The sequence below is a fragment of the Pseudomonas sp. NPDC089401 genome (genome assembly GCF_044749485.1).
Taxonomy (GTDB): Bacteria; Pseudomonadota; Gammaproteobacteria; order Pseudomonadales; family Pseudomonadaceae; genus Aquipseudomonas.
The window spans coordinates 359,921-378,286 of sequence record NZ_JBIVIA010000001.1; the positions used below are offsets into that span (position 1 = coordinate 359,921).

The 18,366-nt window shown below is 66.0% G+C and carries 15 protein-coding genes; 13 read left to right on the forward strand and 2 right to left on the reverse strand.

From position 1 onward, the window contains the following. Positions 1–154 precede the first annotated feature (154 nt). Together ACIP21_RS01745 and ACIP21_RS01750 are read left to right on the forward strand one after the other, a co-directional pair. Positions 155–2,191 carry an FAD-dependent oxidoreductase gene (locus ACIP21_RS01745; protein ID WP_400683228.1) on the forward strand — a complete coding sequence of 679 codons (2,037 nt, stop codon included), beginning with the start codon at positions 155–157 and terminating at the stop codon, positions 2,189–2,191. A 135-nt stretch (positions 2,192–2,326) separates the two neighbouring features. Further along, a complete protein-coding gene (locus tag ACIP21_RS01750; protein WP_400683230.1) occupies positions 2,327–3,217 on the forward strand; it encodes a 1-aminocyclopropane-1-carboxylate deaminase/D-cysteine desulfhydrase in 891 nt (296 codons plus the stop codon). Here ACIP21_RS01750 and cybB read toward each other — a convergent pair. Beyond that, entirely contained in the window at positions 3,208–3,753 is a 546-nt protein-coding gene (cybB, locus tag ACIP21_RS01755) for a cytochrome b561 (protein ID WP_400683232.1), read from the reverse strand. The two genes, ACIP21_RS01750 and cybB, sit on opposite strands and share 10 nt — an antisense overlap. Before the next feature lie 185 nt (positions 3,754–3,938). On the opposite strand from cybB, the gene ACIP21_RS01760 reads away from it, so the two are divergent. Beyond that, positions 3,939–5,546, forward strand: a complete 1,608-nt coding sequence (locus ACIP21_RS01760; protein WP_400683234.1) for a WG repeat-containing protein — start codon at positions 3,939–3,941, stop codon at positions 5,544–5,546. Positions 5,547–5,555: 9 nt separating this feature from the next. Here ACIP21_RS01760 and ACIP21_RS01765 read toward each other — a convergent pair whose 3' ends face one another. Continuing rightward, positions 5,556–6,533, reverse strand: a complete 978-nt coding sequence (locus tag ACIP21_RS01765) for a DUF1853 family protein (protein ID WP_400683236.1) — start codon at positions 6,531–6,533, stop codon at positions 5,556–5,558. A 43-nt stretch (positions 6,534–6,576) separates the two neighbouring features. Between ACIP21_RS01765 and ACIP21_RS01770 the strand changes: the two genes are divergently transcribed. The 10 genes from ACIP21_RS01770 to ACIP21_RS01815 all read left to right on the forward strand — a co-directional run bounded on the left by ACIP21_RS01770 (position 6,577) and on the right by ACIP21_RS01815 (position 18,280). Then, positions 6,577–7,467 (forward strand): NAD(+) kinase, encoded by an 891-nt coding sequence (locus ACIP21_RS01770; RefSeq protein ID WP_103449750.1) that lies wholly within the window; start codon positions 6,577–6,579, stop codon positions 7,465–7,467. Continuing rightward, positions 7,467–8,438, forward strand: a complete 972-nt coding sequence (locus ACIP21_RS01775; RefSeq protein WP_400683238.1) for a metallophosphoesterase — start codon at positions 7,467–7,469, stop codon at positions 8,436–8,438. Before ACIP21_RS01770 ends, ACIP21_RS01775 begins: the two co-directional genes overlap by 1 nt. After that, positions 8,435–9,313: a rhomboid family intramembrane serine protease gene (locus tag ACIP21_RS01780; RefSeq protein ID WP_400683241.1), complete on the forward strand. Its 879-nt coding sequence runs from the start codon at positions 8,435–8,437 to the stop codon at positions 9,311–9,313. Before ACIP21_RS01775 ends, ACIP21_RS01780 begins: the two co-directional genes overlap by 4 nt. A 13-nt stretch (positions 9,314–9,326) precedes the next feature. Continuing rightward, a complete protein-coding gene (locus tag ACIP21_RS01785; RefSeq protein WP_003247224.1) occupies positions 9,327–9,587 on the forward strand; it encodes a YeaC family protein in 261 nt (86 codons plus the stop codon). Then, on the forward strand, positions 9,584–10,414 hold the full coding sequence (locus tag ACIP21_RS01790) for a DUF2797 domain-containing protein (RefSeq protein ID WP_400683244.1): 831 nt from the start codon (positions 9,584–9,586) through the stop codon (positions 10,412–10,414). Before ACIP21_RS01785 ends, ACIP21_RS01790 begins: the two co-directional genes overlap by 4 nt. A gap of 13 nt (positions 10,415–10,427) precedes the next feature. Then, a complete protein-coding gene (pepN, locus tag ACIP21_RS01795; protein WP_400683246.1) occupies positions 10,428–13,100 on the forward strand; it encodes an aminopeptidase N in 2,673 nt (890 codons plus the stop codon). A gap of 257 nt (positions 13,101–13,357) precedes the next feature. Then, the gene (locus tag ACIP21_RS01800; protein WP_400683249.1) at positions 13,358–14,371 is read left to right on the forward strand and encodes a WD40/YVTN/BNR-like repeat-containing protein; all 1,014 of its coding nucleotides are present in this window, start codon (positions 13,358–13,360) and stop codon (positions 14,369–14,371) included. Positions 14,372–14,391: 20 nt separating this feature from the next. Next, positions 14,392–16,767, forward strand: a complete 2,376-nt coding sequence (locus ACIP21_RS01805; RefSeq protein WP_400684279.1) for an RND family transporter — start codon at positions 14,392–14,394, stop codon at positions 16,765–16,767. A 126-nt stretch (positions 16,768–16,893) separates the two neighbouring features. Further along, positions 16,894–17,184 carry a DUF5629 family protein gene (locus ACIP21_RS01810; RefSeq protein WP_400683252.1) on the forward strand — a complete coding sequence of 97 codons (291 nt, stop codon included), beginning with the start codon at positions 16,894–16,896 and terminating at the stop codon, positions 17,182–17,184. Next, complete coding sequence (locus tag ACIP21_RS01815; protein WP_400683254.1) at positions 17,150–18,280, forward strand: lactonase family protein; 1,131 nt, start codon at positions 17,150–17,152, stop codon at positions 18,278–18,280. The genes ACIP21_RS01810 and ACIP21_RS01815 overlap by 35 nt, the downstream gene beginning before the upstream one ends. Positions 18,281–18,366: the final 86 nt, after the last annotated feature.

Sequence of the window (18,366 nt, forward strand, 5' to 3'; positions counted from 1 at the left end):
TCCTAGGGTAGTCCCGCTGTGCGAAAGGATCAATAAGTTGTCAGTTTCGATCATTGAGGCTGTTCAAACGGCTGTTTAATGTCGCAGGCAGATAAACGACGGGGCCCCTGGAGGCACCCGCATTCCGTGATCATGCCACCTGGGGACCCTTACCATGGCTGCCGACCGTTATCCGCACTTGCTGGCCCCGCTCGACCTGGGCTTCACCACCTTGCGCAACCGCACCCTGATGGGCTCGATGCACACCGGCCTCGAGGAGCGCCCGGGCGGCTTCGAGCGCATGGCGGCTTACTTTGCCGAGCGCGCCCGCGGTGGCGTCGGCCTGATGGTCACCGGCGGTATCGCGCCCAATGACGAGGGCGGGGTGTACTCCGGCGCGGCCAAGCTGAGCACCGAGGAAGAGGCGCAGAAGCACCGCATCGTCACCGAGGCGGTGCATGCTGCCGGAGGCAAGATCTGCCTGCAGATCCTGCACGCCGGGCGTTACGCCTACAGCCCACGGCAGGTGGCGCCAAGCGCGATCCAGGCGCCGATCAACCCGTTCAAGCCCAAGGAGCTGGACGAGGCCGGTATCGAGAAGCAGATCGCCGATTTCGTCACCTGCGCGGCACTGGCCCAGCGCGCCGGCTACGACGGCGTCGAGATCATGGGGTCGGAAGGCTACTTCATCAACCAGTTCCTCGCCGCCCATACCAACCACCGCACCGACCGCTGGGGCGGCAGCTACGAGAACCGCATGCGCCTGGCGGTGGAGATCGTCAGCCGTGTGCGCGACGCGGTGGGGCCGAACTTCATCATCATCTTCCGCCTGTCGATGCTCGACCTGGTCGAGGGCGGTAGCACCTGGGACGAGATCGAACTGCTGGCCAAGGCTATCGAAAAGGCCGGCGCGACGCTGATCAACACCGGCATCGGCTGGCACGAGGCGCGCATCCCGACCATCGCCACCAAGGTGCCGCGCGCAGCGTTCAGCAAGGTCACCGCCAAGTTGCGCGGCGCGGTGCAGATCCCGCTGATCACCACCAACCGCATCAACACCCCGGAAGTGGCCGAAGCGGTGCTGGCCGAGGGCGATGCCGACATGGTCTCGATGGCCCGGCCGTTCCTCGCCGACCCGGACTTCGTCAACAAGGCGGCGGCAGGGCACGCCGACCAGATCAACACCTGCATCGGCTGCAACCAGGCCTGCCTGGACCACACTTTTGGCGGCAAGCTGACCAGTTGCCTGGTCAACCCGCGTGCCTGCCATGAAACCGAACTCAACTACCTGCCGGTGCGTGCGGTGAAGCGTATCGCCGTGGTCGGCGCCGGCCCCGCCGGCCTGGCGGCAGCCACCGTGGCGGCCGAGCGGGGCCATGAAGTGACCTTGTACGATGCGGCCGCGCAGATCGGCGGGCAGTTCAACGTGGCCAAGCGGGTGCCGGGCAAGGAAGAATTCTTCGAGACCTTGCGCTATTTCGACAACAAGGTGAAAAGCACCGGCGTCGATCTGCGCCTGAACACCCGGGTCGATGTGGCGTCGTTGCTGGAGGGCCGCTTCGACGAGATCATCCTGGCCACCGGTATCGCCCCGCGCACCCCGGCCATTCCCGGTGTCGGGCATGCCAAGGTACTGAGCTACCTGGATGTGCTGCTGCAGCGCAAGCCGGTCGGTAAGGCGGTCGCGGTGATCGGTGCCGGTGGCATTGGCTTCGACGTTTCCGAGTACCTGGTGCACCAGGGCGTGGCCACCAGCCAGGACCGCGAGGCGTTCTGGAAGGAATGGGGTATCGATACCCGGCTCGAGGCGCGAGGCGGTGTGGCCGGCGTCAAGGCCGCGCCGCATGCGCCGGCGCGGCAGGTTTACCTGTTGCAGCGCAAGGCTTCCAAGGTCGGCGATGGCTTGGGCAAGACCACCGGCTGGATTCACCGCACCGGGTTGAAGAACAAGCAGGTGCAGATGCTCAACGGTGTCGAGTACCTGGGCATCGACGATGCCGGCTTGCACATTCGGGTCGGTGATGGCGAGCCGCAGGTGCTGGCGGTGGATAACGTGGTGATCTGCGCCGGGCAGGAGCCGCTGCGCGAACTGCATGAAGGACTGGTGGCGGCGGGGCAGTCGGTGCACCTGATTGGCGGCGCCGACGTGGCGGCGGAGCTGGATGCCAAGCGGGCGATCAACCAAGGGTCGCGACTCGCTGCCGAGCTTTGAGGTTGCCGGGGCCGCGTTGCGGCCCTTTCGCGACACAAGGCCGCTCCTACGGGTGACCGCGTTCCGTGTAGGAGCGGCCTTGTGTCGCGAAAGGGGCGCAAAGCGCCCCCGCGATTTCAAGGTAGACTCGGCCCCATGTCATGTGACCTCCCCCAAGCCCCCCTACAGCCCCTGAACCTGCCCTGGCTCCAGCAAGCGCGGATCCAGGCCGCAATCCTGCGCCTGGACCTGATCGACCCGCTGATCAGCGGCAACAAGTGGTTCAAGCTCCGCCATCACCTCCAGCACGCCCGGCAAGCCGGCGCCCCCGGCCTGATCAGCCTGGGCGGCAATCACTCCAACCACCTGCACGCCCTGGCCGCCGCCGGCAAACGCTTCGGCTTCGCCTGCGCCGGCCTGCTGCGCGGTGACCCGCAAGACACCCCCACGGTGCGCGACCTGAAAGCGTTGGGCATGGACCTGCACTGGCTCGGCTACGGTGGCTACCGCGCCCGCCACCAGCCCGGCTTCTGGGAGCCCTGGCAGGCCCGTTACCCGGGCTGGCACTGCATCCCCGAAGGCGGCGGCGGATTGGCGGGCGCCGAAGGCTGCGCGTCGATCGTCGAACAGGCCCGCAGGCAACTGGCGTCATTGGGCTGGTCTGGATACGACGCCTGGTGGCTGGCGGCGGGTACCGGCACGACCCTCGCGGGCCTGGTGCTGGCGGAGGCGGGACAGCACGAGGTACATGGCGCCCTGGCGGTGCCTCGGCAGCACGGCGTGCCCGAGACCGTGGCGGAACTGGCCGGCGCCCATGGCTACCGGCTCCACGACGCCTGCCGCGGCGGCTTCGGCAAGTTCGACGATGACCTGCTGGCCTTCATCGCCGACAGCGAGCGCCACAGCGGCGTGCCGCTCGAAGCGCTGTATACCGGCAAGGCGCTGATGGCCCTGCGTGACCAGGTCGAGGCCGGTGGTTTCGCGCCCGGCACCCGGCTGATCTTCGTCCACACCGGCGGCCTGCAAGGCCGGCGCGGTTACTTGTAGGGCAGCATGCGCAGCAGCGTGTTGTCGCGCTGCACGTAGTGATGGTAAAGCCCGGCCAGGGCATGCAGGCCGATCAGCCAGTAACCCCAGGTGGCCACCCGCTCATGCCAGCCCTTGATGAACTTGGCCTGGTCCGGGTCCGCGCCGATCAGGTGCGGCAGTTCCAGGCCATAGAACGGCACCGGCTTGTCGGCGGCACTGAGGATCAGCCAGCCGGCCAGCGGCAGGCCGATCATCAGCAGGTACAGCGCCAGGTGCATGAGGTGCGCGAGGCCCGTCTGCCAGGCCGGCGGCCTGGGCACGATGGGCGGGGTGGGGCGGGCCAGGCGCACGGCCAGGCGCAGCCAGACGAGCAGGAACACGCTCAGGCCGAGCATGAAGTGCAGGTCCTTCATCAGGTTGCGCTCGGCGCTGTCCTTGGGAAACAGGCCGCGAAACTCCATGCAGGCGTACACGGCCGCCAACAGCACCAGCATCAGCCAGTGCAGGGCGATGGACAGGCGCGAGTAGTGGGTCGCGGAGGTGGATGAAACCATGGTCGGTCCTCGTCATCAGGTCGTGGTGGCGCTCTTTGCGGCGCTCAGTAGTTACTGTAAACGCTGCAGCAGTTATTTCTTTGCTTCAGATCCGTGAAAGCTGGCCGACATGTTTCTGGGTGATGGCTGACTGCCAGCTTTTGCCCTGATTGGTTTCTGCTTTTCTACACAAGGACCTGGTGTAAATGAAACACTTCCCTTCCGCCCCCAAGGCGGCATTGCTCTGCGCGTTTTCCACCCTCCTGCTCGGCGGGTGCCAGCAGACCCCAGAAGTCAAACCCATCGCCAATATCGTCGTGCCCCTGTGCGTCAACGACGAATGCGCGGTCATCGACCAGAACGGCAGCTTGCTGGTCGGCCCCGACAACGACTACTCGGGCGTCTATACCGTTCCCTTCAGCAACAGCTTCATCTTCGGTGACAACAACGCCTGGAACCTGGCCAGCCGCGATGGCAAGCAGGTCATCAAGGCCGCCATCACCGATGAACTCTATGACCTGCCCCCGGGCCTGTTCGGCTTCGTGCGCGACGGCAAGGTCGGGGTCATGGACGAGCAGGGCAAGGAAGTCCAGCCGGCCATCTTCGACAACGTCTTCGTTGGCGGCGACGACGAATTCATCGTCTACGAGGTGAACGATCTGCGTGGCATCCTCACCGCCAAGGGCGAGAAAGTCAGCGACCCGGTGTTCGATTCGATGTACGTGCGTGGCGAGATGAAAGGCCATTGGGTCCTGGCCGAGCGTGAGGGCCAGAGCTGGGGCTACAACCTGCAGACCAAGGTCCTGCGCAAGCTCGATTTCGATGAAATCGAGCGGGCCGGCGATGACCACCTGGTGGTCAAGCGCGAAGGTGCGCAGGGCGTGGCGCTGGCGGATGCCGCCGGCAACCTGGTGGTGCCGTTCGGCAACTACTGGATGGGTTACCCGGGCGCCGGCCTGGTGGCCTTCAAGGCGACCTACGACGGCAAGTGCGGCTACCTGGACTACCAGGGCAAGACCGTCATCGAGCCCCAGTACGAATCCTGCGAAGCCTTCGGCAAGACCGGTGCGATGGTCCAGGTACCACGCACCGAGGCCGGGCGTGGCAAGGCCGGGATGCTCGGCCACGATGGCAAGTGGCTGATCGAACCGAAGTACGACTCCGTCGGCGATGCCGGCACCGGTACCGGCATGATCGGCCACCGCCCGGGCTTCAGCCACATCGGCGTGCTGCAGAACATGTTCCTGGCCACCTACGGCACCATCGACCTCGACACTGGCAAGGTGGTGGTCGAGCCGACCTATGCCCAGGTTGGTGTGCTGGCGCCCGAGCGCTTTGCCTTCTCGGAACTGCAGTCGCCGCAGAAAACCGTCAAGTTCCTGGGCATGCCCAATCAGGAACGCACCCAGGGCATGATGGATGCAAAAGGCAAGGTACTGATCAAGCCCGAGCAATTCATCAAGCTGTCGCTGACCGCCGACCAGCATCACGTGCTGGCCGCCGAAGGCCAGAGCACCGATGCCAACCGCGCCCTCTATGACCTGCAAGGCAAGCTGCTGGTGCCGGCCAAATGGCAGGACATCAAGGTGGACGAGGCCCGTGGGGTGATATTCGGCTATCGCGTCGAAGGCCAGAACGACAACGCGGTCAGAACGCTGCGGGCCATGTACCGCCTCGACGGCACGGTGGTGTTCGACACCAACCGCCTGCCATGCGGCGCCGAGCAGGTGGTCGACGGCAAGGGCAAGGTGCTCTGGCCGGCCGACGCCCAGGCCCATTGCCCTGAGCCTGAGCCGGTGGCCGACGCCTCCTGACCCGGCACGTCAAGCCGGCAGGTGCGGCCAGCTGTCGGCGACCAGGAACAGCCGTTCGACCTCTTGCCAGGCGCCGTCCGGCTGTTCCTCCAGGCGCGCCAGCAGCTGCGCCGGGGCATGCGGCCCCAGTGCCTGCAGCCATGCGGCGAACCCGGCAGGTGCCAGGCAGTCGCTGGCCTCGACCCGTGCCGGGGCCAGCCAGGCGTGCCGTGCCAGCGGCAGCCAGCGCTGCGCTGGGGCGGGTATCCAGTCCTGCCGCCGCAGCCAGCGGCCGCGCAGGTGTTGCGGATTGGCCCCTGCTGGCGGCTCGGCCTGCCCGGGCCATGGATAGAACAGATACCCGCCCAGCCACAGGTGCGCCTGCACCGCACCGATGCCCAGCCCGTCCAGCACCTCGCGGCTGTGGGCCATGCCCGACATCGGCAACTGGTGCGTCGCCAGGTGCGCCAGCTTGCTGCCCAGGCGGTCATGGCAGCCAGGCCCCAGCCAGTTCAGCGGCTCGCGCCCGTCGGCATCGTTCGGCCCCAGGTACAGCTTGATCGCCAGCTCCAGGTGATGGCTGCCGTGGCCATCGCGCACCAGCATGTCCAGCTCGCCCAGGGTCCGCCCACTCGCGCGTATCGCCAGGTTGGCCGCCAGCAGCTCGACCCCCGGCGCCTGCCCCAGGGCAAATTGCCACAGACCTTCGTAGTACAAGCCCAGGCGGCGGCTGGTGATCTTCGCCAGCCAGTCGCACAATGGCTGGTCGTCGGCATCCAGCGCCCGCAGCCAGTCGTGCAGGCGCTGCGGGTCGGCCGCCCAGGCACTGCCTGCCAGCGGGTGGCGCTGGGGGCAGGGCGGGTCGCTGAGCAGCGCCGGCGCCAGCAGGGTCCAGGCCAGGTCGCGCACGGCAGGGCGGCGCAATTGGCGTGGCAGCTCGGAAAGCTCGGGGAACGGCATCATGCACCGAGCATAGCCGGTTTGCCGCTGCCCCGTGGTTTCGCCCATAATCGGCGCATCGTCACCCGCCGCAGAGCCTTGCAGGAGCCCCATGGAGCAATTTCGCAATATCGGTATCATCGGCCGCCTTGGCAGCTCCCAGGTGCTCGACACCATTCGCCGACTGAAAAAATTCCTCCTCGAGCGCCACCTGCACGTGATCCTCGAGGACACCATCGCCGAAGTGCTGCCCGGCCACGGCCTGCAGACCTCGACGCGCAAGCTGCTGGGCGAGGTCTGCGACCTGGTCATCGTGGTCGGCGGCGACGGCAGCCTGCTTGGCGCCGCCCGCGCCCTGGCCCGGCACAACGTGCCGGTGCTGGGCATCAACCGCGGCAACCTGGGCTTTCTCACCGATATCCGTCCCGACGAGCTCGAGGAAAAGGTCGCCGAGGTGCTCGACGGCCACTACCTGGTGGAAAACCGCTTCCTGCTGCAGGCCGAGGTCCGTCGCCATCACGAGGCAATCGGCCAGGGCGACGCGCTCAACGACGTGGTGCTGCACCCGGGCAAGTCGACGCGGATGATCGAGTTCGAGATCTACATCGACGGCCAGTTCGTCTGCAGCCAGAAGGCCGACGGCCTGATCGTCGCCACCCCGACCGGCTCCACCGCCTACGCGCTGTCGGCCGGCGGCCCGATCATGCACCCCAAGCTCGACGCCATCGTCATCGTGCCGATGTACCCGCATACCCTGTCGGGCCGGCCGATCGTGGTCGACGGCAACAGCGAGCTGAAGATCGTCGTGTCCAAGGACCTGCAGATCTACCCGCAGGTCTCCTGCGACGGCCAGAACCACTTCACCTGCGCCCCCGGCGACACCATCACGGTGAGCAAGAAGCCGCAGAAGCTGCGCCTGATCCATCCGCTCGACCACAACTACTATGAAGTGTGCCGCACCAAACTCGGCTGGGGCAGCCGCCTGGGAGGCAGGGACGACTGATGCTCGATCCGGCGCGCAGTTTCGACATCATCGGTGACGTGCACGGCTGTGCACTGACCCTCGAACGCCTGCTCGACGCCCTCGGCTACAAGCGCGTCGGCGGCGTCTGGCGTCACCCACGGCGCCAGGCCCTGTTCCTCGGCGACATCGTCGACCGTGGCCCGCGTATCCGCGAGGCGCTGCACATCGTCCACGACATGGTCGAGGCCGGCCAGGCGTTCTGCATCATGGGCAACCACGAGTACAACGCCCTGGGCTGGGTCACCCCGGCGCTGCCCGGCAGCGGCAAGGCGTTCGTGCGCGAACACACCGCGCGCCACGCCCGGCTGATCGACGAGACCCTGACCCAGTTCGCCCAGCACCCCGCCGACTGGCACGACTTCGTCCAGTGGTTCTACGACATGCCGCTGTTCGTCGACGCCGGGCGTTTCCGCCTGGTGCATGCCTGCTGGGACCCGCGGCTGATCGAGCCGCTGCGCCAGCAGTACCCCGACGGGCGCATCGACGAGCACTTCATCCAGGCCTCGGCGGTGTCCGGCAGCTTCGCCTCGACCGTGTGCAACCGCCTGCTGCGCGGCACCGACATGCGCTTGCCGGACGGCCTCACCCTGACCGGCGGCGACGGCCTGACCCGCGCCTTCTTCCGCACCAAGTTCTGGGAAGAAGACCCGCAGACCTACGGTGACATCGTCTTCCAGCCCGACGCGCTGCCCGACGAAGTGGCCCGCACGCCGCTCAGCCACACCGAGAAGAACGCCCTGCTGCGCTACGCCGAAGACGAACCGCTGCTGTTCGTCGGCCATTACTGGCGCAGCGGCCGTCCGGCGCCGATCCGCGGCAACCTGGCCTGCCTGGACTACAGCGCGGTGCTGTACGGCAAGCTGGCGGCCTATCGCCTGGATGACGAAACCTGCATCGACCCGCACAAGTTCGTCTGGGTCGATGTCGACCGCCCGCAGGCCAGCCAATGAACATTGTCGAAGTCCTGCGCCTGCCGCTATCGATCGACCTCGGCGGTTTCGTCGGCCTGCTGGAGCGCCTGCAACTGCCGCACCGGGTCAGCCTGGAGGGCGAGGAGCAAGTGCTCTGGGCCCCCGACACCCTGGCCGCCGACGTGCGCGAGCTCTACCAGCGCTTCCCCGACGGCAACGCCGAAATCCAGGTTGCAGAAGACCCTGTGGGAGCGGGCTCGCCCGCGAATGGTCCGACCCTGGCCGAACAGGCCAAGGCCTGCAAGGTCACGGCCGGTATTCTCATCCTCTGCCTGGTCGTCGCCGGCCTCACCGGTCTGGGCGACAACCTCGACGCCATCCGCTGGCTCACCTTCCTCGACTTCCGCGTCCAGGGCGACTACCTGTTCTTCACGCCATTGGCCCAGGGCCTGGCCGAAGGCCAATGGTGGCGCCTGGTGTCGCCGATGCTGCTGCACTTCGGCGTGCTGCACCTGGCGATGAACAGCCTGTGGTACTGGGAACTGGGCAAGCGCATCGAACTGCGCCAGGGCCCCTGGCTGCTGCTGGGCCTGACCCTGCTGTTCAGCCTGGTGTCGAACCTGGCCCAGCACTACAGCAGCGGGCCGAGCCTGTTCGGCGGCCTGTCCGGCGTGCTCTACGGCCTGCTCGGCCATGTCTGGCTGTTCCAGTGGCTGGCGCCCAACCGTTACTTCAACCTGCCCAAGGGCGTGCTGGTGATGATGCTGATCTGGCTGGTGGTCTGCCTGACCGGCGTGGTCGGCCAGCTCGGCTTCGGCCAGATCGCCAACGCCGCCCACGTCGGCGGGCTGCTCATCGGATGCCTGACCGGGCTCTTGGGCGGGGCGCTGGCCCGGCGTAAACTGTCGGCTTGAACCAGGAGACACTATGTCCACTTTCGCGCAAATGATCGAAAACATCACTCCGGAAATCTACCAGAGCCTGAAACTGGCCGTGGAAATCGGCAAATGGTCGGACGGGCGCAAGCTCACCGCCGAGCAGAAGGAGCTGTCACTGCAGGCGGTGATCGCCTGGGAGATGAAGAACCTGCCCGAAGACCAGCGCACCGGTTACATGGGCCCGCAGGAATGCGCCTCGAAGTCCGCCCCCATCGCCAACATTCTGTTCAAGTCGGACTCGGTACATTGATCGAACTCGCTCGTGGCTCTTTGAGCAAGATGGCGGTCAGCCTGCAGGCACCGGTGGTGCAGTACAGCTTCCGTCTGGATGACACCCAGGTGCCGGTCAACCCGCTGATCGGCCAGCGCCTGCGCCTGGAATACCTCGGCGCCATTCACTGCAGCCATTGCGGCAAGCGCACCAAGACCAGCTTCAGCCAGGGTTACTGCTACCCGTGCATGACCAAGCTGGCCCAGTGCGACGTGTGCATCATGGCCCCGGAAAAATGCCACTACGACGCCGGCACCTGCCGCGAGCCGTCGTGGGGCGAACAGTTCTGCATGACCGACCACGTGGTCTACCTGGCCAATTCGTCGGGGATCAAGGTCGGCATCACCCGCGCCACCCAGCTGCCCACCCGCTGGCTCGACCAGGGTGCCAGCCAGGCCTTGCCGATCATGCGCGTGGCCACCCGCCAGCAATCGGGCCTGGTCGAAGACGTGCTGCGCAGCCAGGTGCCCGACCGCACCAACTGGCGTGCGCTGCTCAAGGGCGACGCCGAGGTACTCGACCTGCCGGCCATCCGCGAGCAGATCTTCGAAGCCTGCGCCGACGGCCTGGGCGAGCTGCAGGGCCGTTTCGGCCTGCAGGCGATCCAGCCGCTGCCCGACGCCGAAGTGGTGCAGATCAACTACCCGGTCGAGGCCTACCCGAAAAAGATCGTCAGCTTCAACCTCGACAAGGACCCGGTGGCCGAAGGCACGCTGCTGGGCATCAAGGGCCAGTACCTGATCTTCGACACCGGCGTGATCAACATTCGCAAGTACACGGCCTACCAGTTGGCCGTGCTCCAGTAAAAAGGACCTGCACATGCGTACCGAACAACCGCAAGTGATCTACCTCAAGGACTACCAGGCGCCCGAGTACCTGATCGACGAGACGCACCTGACCTTCGAACTGTTCGAGGACCACACCCTGGTTCATGCGCAACTGGTCATGCGCCGCAACCCGGCACGCGGTGCCGGCCTGCCGGCGCTGGTGCTCGACGGCCAGCAGCTGGAGCTGCTGCGCGCCTCGCTGGACGACCAGGAACTGCAGGCGGGCGACTACCAGCTCGACGCCGACAGCCTGACCGTTCAGCCCAAGGCCGAGCGCTTCACCCTCGACACCAGCGTGAAGATCCACCCGGAGAGCAACACCGCGCTGGAAGGCCTGTACAAGTCCGGCAAGATGTTCTGCACCCAGTGCGAGGCCGAGGGCTTCCGCAAGATCACCTACTACCTCGACCGCCCGGACGTGATGAGCACCTTCACCACCACGGTGATCGCCGAGCAGCATCGCTACCCGGTGCTGCTGAGCAACGGCAACCCGGTCGGCAGCGGCACCTTCGAGAAGGGCCAGGGTGAAGACGGCCGCCATTGGGCGACCTGGGAAGACCCGTTCGTCAAGCCGGCTTACCTGTTCGCGCTGGTGGCCGGTGACCTGTGGTGCGTCGAGAGCGAATTCAAGCGCCAGTCCGGCCGCGATGTGACCCTGCGCATCTACGTCGAGGAAGAAAACCTCGACAAGTGCGACCACGCCATGGTCAGCCTGAAGAAGTCCATGCGCTGGGACGAAGAGGTGTACGGGCGCGAGTACGACCTGGACATCTTCATGATCGTCGCGGTCAACGACTTCAACATGGGCGCCATGGAAAACAAGGGCCTGAACATCTTCAACTCGAGCTGCGTGCTGGCCCGCGCCGAAACCGCCACCGATGCCGCCCACCAGCGCGTCGAGGGGGTGGTCGCCCACGAATACTTCCACAACTGGTCGGGCAACCGCGTGACCTGCCGCGACTGGTTCCAGCTGTCGCTCAAGGAAGGCTTCACGGTGTTCCGCGACGCCGAGTTCAGCGCCGACATGAACTCGCGCACGGTCAAGCGCATCGAGGACGTCGCCTACCTGCGCACCCACCAGTTCGCCGAAGACGCCGGCCCCATGGCCCACCCGGTGCGCCCGGACAGCTTCATCGAGATCTCCAACTTCTACACCCTGACCGTCTACGAGAAGGGCGCCGAAGTGGTGCGCATGGTCCGCACCCTGCTGGGCGCCGAGGGCTTCCGCAAGGGCAGCGACCTGTATTTCGAGCGCCACGATGGCCAGGCGGTGACCACCGACGACTTCATCAAGGCCATGGAAGACGCCAACGGCGTCGACCTGACCCAGTTCAAGCGTTGGTACAACCAGGCCGGCACCCCGCGCCTGGAGGTCAGCGAGGCCTATGACGCCGCCGCGCAGACCTACAGCCTGACCTTCCGCCAGAGCTGCCCGCAAACCCCGGACAAGGCCGAAAAGCTGCCGTTCGTGATCCCGGTCGAGCTGGGCCTGCTGGACGCCGCCGGCAACGACCTGCCGCTGCAACTGGCGGGCGAAGCGTCGGCAACGGGCAGCAGCCGCGTGCTGTCGGTGACCGAAGCCGAGCAGACCTTCACCTTCCAGGGCATCGCCGCCAAGCCGCTGCCGTCGCTGCTGCGTGGGTTCAGCGCGCCGGTCAAGCTGAGCTTCCCGTACGACCGCGACCAGCTGATGTTCCTCATGCAGCACGACAGCGACGGCTTCAACCGCTGGGAAGCGGGCCAGCAGTTGTCGGTGCAGGTGCTGCAGGAGCTGATCGGCCAGCATCAGCGTGGCGAGGCGCTCAAGCTCGACCAGCGCCTGATCACCGCGCTCGGTACCGTGCTGGGCAACGAATCGCTCGACGCGGCCATGGTCGCCGAAATGCTTTCGCTGCCGGGTGAGGCCTACCTGACCGAAATCAGCCAGGTGGCTGACGTCGACGCCATCCACGCCGCCCGCGAGTTCGCCCGCCAGCAGATCGCCGAGCAGCTGTTCGACGCCCTGTGGGCGCGCTACCAGGCCCACCGCGAGGTGTCGCGCAACACCGCCTACGTGGCCGCCGCCGAGCATTTCGCCCGCCGCAGCCTGCAGAACATCGCCCTGTCGTACCTGATGCAGAGCGGCAAGCCGCAGGTGCTGGAGGCGACCCTGGAGCAGTTCGAGCAGTGCGACAACATGACCGAGCGCCTGACGGCGCTGGCGGTGCTGGTCAACTCGCCGTTCGAAGCCGAACGCGCCAAGGCGCTGGAGGCCTTTGCCGAGCACTTCAAGGACAACCCGCTGGTCATGGACCAGTGGTTCAGCGTGCAGGCGGCAAGCGCCTTGCCGGGCGGGCTGGCGCGGGTCAAGGCGCTGATGCAGCACCCGGCGTTCACGTTGAAGAACCCGAACAAGGTGCGGGCGCTGGTCGGCGCGTTTGCCGGGCAGAACCTGGTCAACTTCCATGCCGCCGATGGTTCGGGGTATCGCTTCCTGGCGGACCTGGTGATCGAGCTGAATGCGCTGAACCCGCAGATCGCCTCGCGCCAACTGGCACCGCTGACCCGCTGGCGCAAGTATGACGGCGCCCGGCAGGTGCTGATGAAGGGCGAGCTGGAGCGGATTCTCGCCTCCGGCGAGCTGTCCAGCGATGTGTATGAAGTGGTGAGCAAGAGCCTGGCTTGAGTTCTCCATAGTCTGAACTGGCCTATTCGCGGGTAAACCCGCTCCCACAGGTACTGCACAGTTTTTGAAACCTGTGCGGTACCTGTGGGAGCGGGTTTACCCGCGAAGCTTTTTGGCGGTTAACAAAACATAACGTCCCGCGCGTTGTAATCGCGCAACCTTCCCCGATACGATCCCCCAAGCCTCTAACACAGGCTTTCCAAAGCACAGACCCACCAAGAAGAACACAACAGGGGATGGTCATGAAGGAGCGGGTGATGACGCAGGCCAGGCGTGGTGCCTGGCCGTTGGCGGCTGGCGCGATGCTGGCGCTGGCACTGGGGATGTGGGCCGACAGCGCGCAAGCCGCTGCCGCCGACGAATACTCGACCGAATCGGCCAAGGCCAGCCAGAGCCTGCTGATCGGCGCCACCCATGCCGGCAAGCGCCTGGTGGTGGTCGGCGATCGTGGCCACATTCTGTTCTCCGACGACCAGGGCAGCACCTGGACCCAGGCCCGGGTGCCCACCCGGCAACTGCTCACCGCGGTATTCTTCCTCGACGACAAGCGCGGCTGGGCGGTCGGCCACGATGCGCAGATCCTCGCCAGCAACGACGGCGGCGCGACCTGGAGCAAGCAGTTCGAAGACCTGTCCCGCGAAGCACCACTGCTCGACGTGACCTTCCTCGACGCCCAGCACGGCTTTGCGGTGGGCGCCTATGGCGCGCTGCTGGAGACCGCTGACGGCGGCCAGCACTGGAATGACGTCGGCGAACGCCTCGACAACCCAGACCAACTGCACCTCAACGGCATCACCCGGGTGCGCGACGCCGGCCTGTTCATCGTCGGCGAGCAGGGCGGCATGTTCCGCTCCAGCGATGACGGCCAGACCTGGGCCAAGGTCCAGGGCCCCTACGAGGGCTCGCTGTTCGGTGTGATCGGCACCGCCAAAGCCAACACCCTGCTGGCCTACGGCCTGCGCGGCAACCTGTTCCGCTCCAGCGACTTCGGTGACAGCTGGCAGCCGATCGCGCTCAAGGCCGAACGCGGCGAACTCGAATTCGGCCTGGCAGGCGCTACGCTTGTCGAGGACGGTAGCCTGGTGCTGGTCGGCAACGGCGGCAGCGTGCTGCGCAGCACCGATGACGGCCAGACTTTCAGCGTCTACAACCGCAGCGACCGCATCGCCCTGGCCGGCGTCAGCGGCCTGGCCAACGGCGGCCTGCTGCTGGTCGGGCAGGGCGGTGTGCACCTGGCCACGGCGCAGGGTGCAGAGGAGCAGCGGCCATGACCAGCAGGGAGAGCATCACCATGCACCCGCACCATCAGGACAAGGCCACGCTGCTCGAACGCCTGATCTTCAACAACCGCCCGGTGGTCATCGCCCTGTGCCTGCTGGTCAGCATCTTCCTGTTCTGGCAGGCCACGCAGATCCGCCCCTCGACCAGCTTCGAGAAGATGATCCCGCTGCAGCATCCGTTCATCGAGCAGATGATGGAGCACCGCAACGACCTGGCCAACCTCGGCAACACCGTGCGCATCTCGGTGGAGGCGGTCAACGGCGACATCTTCGACAAGGACTACATGGAGACCTTGCGGCAGATCCACGACGAGGTGTTCTACATCCCCGGCGTCGACCGTGCCGGACTGAAGTCGCTGTGGAGCCCCAGCGTGCGCTGGAGCGAGGTCACCGAGGAGGGCTTCTCCGGCGGCGAGGTGATCCCCAATACCTACGACGGCTCCCAGGACAGCCTCGACACCCTGCGCGACAACGTGCTCAAGTCCGGCCAGGTCGGGCGCCTGGTGGGCAACAACTTCAAGTCCAGCATCGTCGACATCCCGTTGCTCGAAAGCTTCCCCGACCCGCAGGACCCGGGCAGGCAGGTCAAGCTCGACTACCAGCAGTTCTCGCACCAGCTCGAGGAAAAGATCCGCGACAAGTTCCAGGCGCAGAACCCCAACGTGAAGATCCACATCATCGGCTTCGCCAAGAAGGTCGGCGACCTGATCGACGGCCTGGTGATGGTGGCGATGTTCTTCGGCGTGGCCCTGGTGATCACCTGGATCCTCCTGTACTGGTTCACCTGGTGCATCCGCAGCACCGTCGCCGTGCTGATCACCACCCTGGTGGCGGTGGTCTGGCAGCTGGGCCTGATGCATGCGGTGGGCTTTGGCCTGGATCCGTACTCGATGCTGGTGCCGTTCCTGATCTTCGCCATCGGCATCTCCCACGGGGTGCAGAAGATCAACGGCATCGCCTTGCAGTCGAGCGACGCCGACAACGCCCTGACCGCTGCCCGGCGCACCTTCCGCCAGCTGTTCCTGCCGGGGATGATCGCCATCCTCGCCGACGCGGTGGGCTTCATCACCCTGCTGATCATCGACATCGGGGTGATCCGCGAGCTGGCCATCGGCGCCTCGATCGGTGTGGCGGTGATCGTGTTCACCAACCTCATCCTGCTGCCGGTGGCGATTTCCTACGTAGGCATCAGCAAGAAGGCCATCGAGCGCAGCAAGAAGGACGCCACGCGCGAGCACCCGTTCTGGCGCCTGCTGTCGAATTTCGCCAGCGCCAAGGTAGCGCCGGTGTCCATCGGCCTGGCCCTGGTGGCCTTCGCCGGCGGCCTCTGGTACAGCCAGAACCTGAAGATCGGCGACCTCGACCAGGGCGCGCCGGAGTTGCGCCCGGACTCGCGCTACAACCAGGACAACAACTTCATCATCAGCAACTACTCGACCAGTTCCGACGTGCTGGTGATCATGGTCAAGACCCCGCCGGAGAAATGTTCGATCCACTCGACCATGGCGCCGATCGATGAACTGATGTGGACCATGCAGAACACCCCCGGGGTGCAGTCGGCGATTTCCCTGGTGACGGTGTCCAAGCAAGTGATCAAGGGCATGAACGAAGGCAGCCTGAAATGGGAGACCCTGTCGCGCAACCCGGACATCCTCAACAACTCCATCGCCCGCGCCGACGGCCTGTACAACGCCGACTGCTCGCTGGCGCCGGTGCTGGTGTTCCTCAACGACCACAAGGCCGAGACCCTGGAGCGTGTCACCGGCGCGGCCAAGGCCTTTGCCGACAGCCATGACAAGGACGGCCTGCAGTTCCTCCTGGCAGCGGGCAACGCCGGCATCGAGGCGGCCACCAACGAGGTGATCAAGTCGGCCGAGCTGACCATCCTGATCCTGGTCTACCTGTGCGTGGCGGTGATGTGCATGATCACCTTCCGCTCGTTCGCCGCGACCTTGTGCATCGTCCTGCCGCTGGTGCTGACGTCGGTGCTGGGCAACGCGCTGATGGCGTTCATGGGCATCGGCGTGAAGGTCGCCACCTTGCCGGTGGTGGCCCTGGGCGTGGGTATCGGCGTGGACTACGGCATCTACATCTACAGCCGCCTGGAAAGCTTCCTGCGCGCCGGGCTGCCGTTGCAGGAGGCCTATTACCAGACCCTGCGCTCGACCGGCAAGGCGGTGCTGTTCACCGGCCTGTGCCTGGCGATCGGCGTGTGCACCTGGATCTTCTCGGCGATCAAGTTCCAGGCCGACATGGGCTTGATGCTGACCTTCATGCTGCTGTGGAACATGTTCGGCGCGTTGTGGCTGCTGCCGGCATTGGCGCGGTTCCTGATCAAGCCGGAGAAGATGGCGGGCAAGGCGGGGGGCTCGATTTTCGCCCATTGAACCGCTGGGGGCCGCGTTGCGGCCCTTTCGCGACACAAGGCCGCTCCTACAGCGGCCTTGTGTCGCGATGGGCTGCAAAGCAGCCCCAACGGTTATAATGCCGCCACATCCACTACAGGTATCCCCATGTCCCCCCTCGCCACCGCCCTCGCAGCCTGCGACATGCTCCTGATCGACGGCCTGCACGCCTTCGACTTCACCTGCGACGCCTCCGGTCTCACGGTTGAATGCATGGATGGCCGCCAGCACCGCCGCTGGTCCTTCACCCCCGAGCAGCTTGCCGCCGCCGTCGCCAGCGGTGATGAATGGCAACTGGCCGATGCCCAGGGCGAGCATCGACTAGTCTGTATGAGTGCCTTTCGTGCCCCGGATGAAGACGACGATGAATCGGATCTGGACGAGCCTGCTGACCGCTAGCCTGATGAGCCTGGCAATCTCCGCCCCTGCCGCGACCTTGCTGGTGGGCAGCTATACCGATGGCCAGAGCCAGGGCATCTACCGCTACCGGTTCGACGACAAGACGGGGCAGATCGACCCCACGCCGCAGCAGGTGGTCAAGAGCGTCAGCCCGTCGTGGCTGGTGCTGTCGGTCGACCACCGGCAACTGTTCGCGGTCAACGAGACCAAGCAGGGCCACGCCAGCAGTTTCAGCATCGGCAGCAAAGGGGAGATCAAGCCGCTGAACCAGGTGGCCAGCCGCGGCGACGAACCGACCCACGCCAGCCTCAGCCGTGACCAGCGTTTCCTGTTCGTCGCCAACTACGCAGTCGACCCGAACCCGGGCGGCAGCCTGGTGGTGATCCCGGTGGCCAAGGACGGCAAGCTCAAGGACGTGGTCCAGCAACTGCGGCACACGCCCAGCAAGGTCAACCCCGAGCGCCAGGCCGGTGCCCATGTGCATTCGCTGGTGCTGTCGCCCGATGGCCAGCACGTCTATGCCTGCGACCTGGGCGCCGACAAGGTGTTCATCTACCGCTACGACGGCGCCAGCGCCGACCGTCCGCTGAGCCCGGCGATCCCGGCCTCGGTCGACCTGCCGCCGGGCAGCGGGCCGCGCCATCTGCTGTTCGACGCCAAGGGCCGGCATGCCTACCTGACCCTGGAGATGAGCGGCGAAGTGGTGATGTTCGACGTCAAGGACGATGCCTTGCTCGAACGCCAGCGCCTGCCGCTGACCGACCGGCAGGACGCCGCCGCCAAGGCATCCGGTGCGCTGCACCTGTCGGCGGACGGGCGTTTCCTGTACGTCAGCAACCGTGGCACGGCGAACGAGATCCTGGTGTTCAGCGTGGGCAAGGACGATGGCCGGCTGGCCTTCCTGCAGCGCCGCTCGGTGGAGGGTGACCACCCCCGGGAGTTCGCCCTGGACCCGAGTGGCAATTTCCTGCTGGTGGCCAACCAGAAGAGCAACCAGATTGTGGTCATGCACCGCGACCCGCGTAGCGGCAAGCTGGGCGAGACCGTGCAGACGCTGAAGCAGGATGCGCCGTCGGACCTCAAGTTCATCGACTGACGCGCGACTATCGATGGCGCTGATAACGCTTACCAGCGCAATGAATTTCTGCGGGCGACCTCAGCGGCGTAAGTTTGACCCAAGGC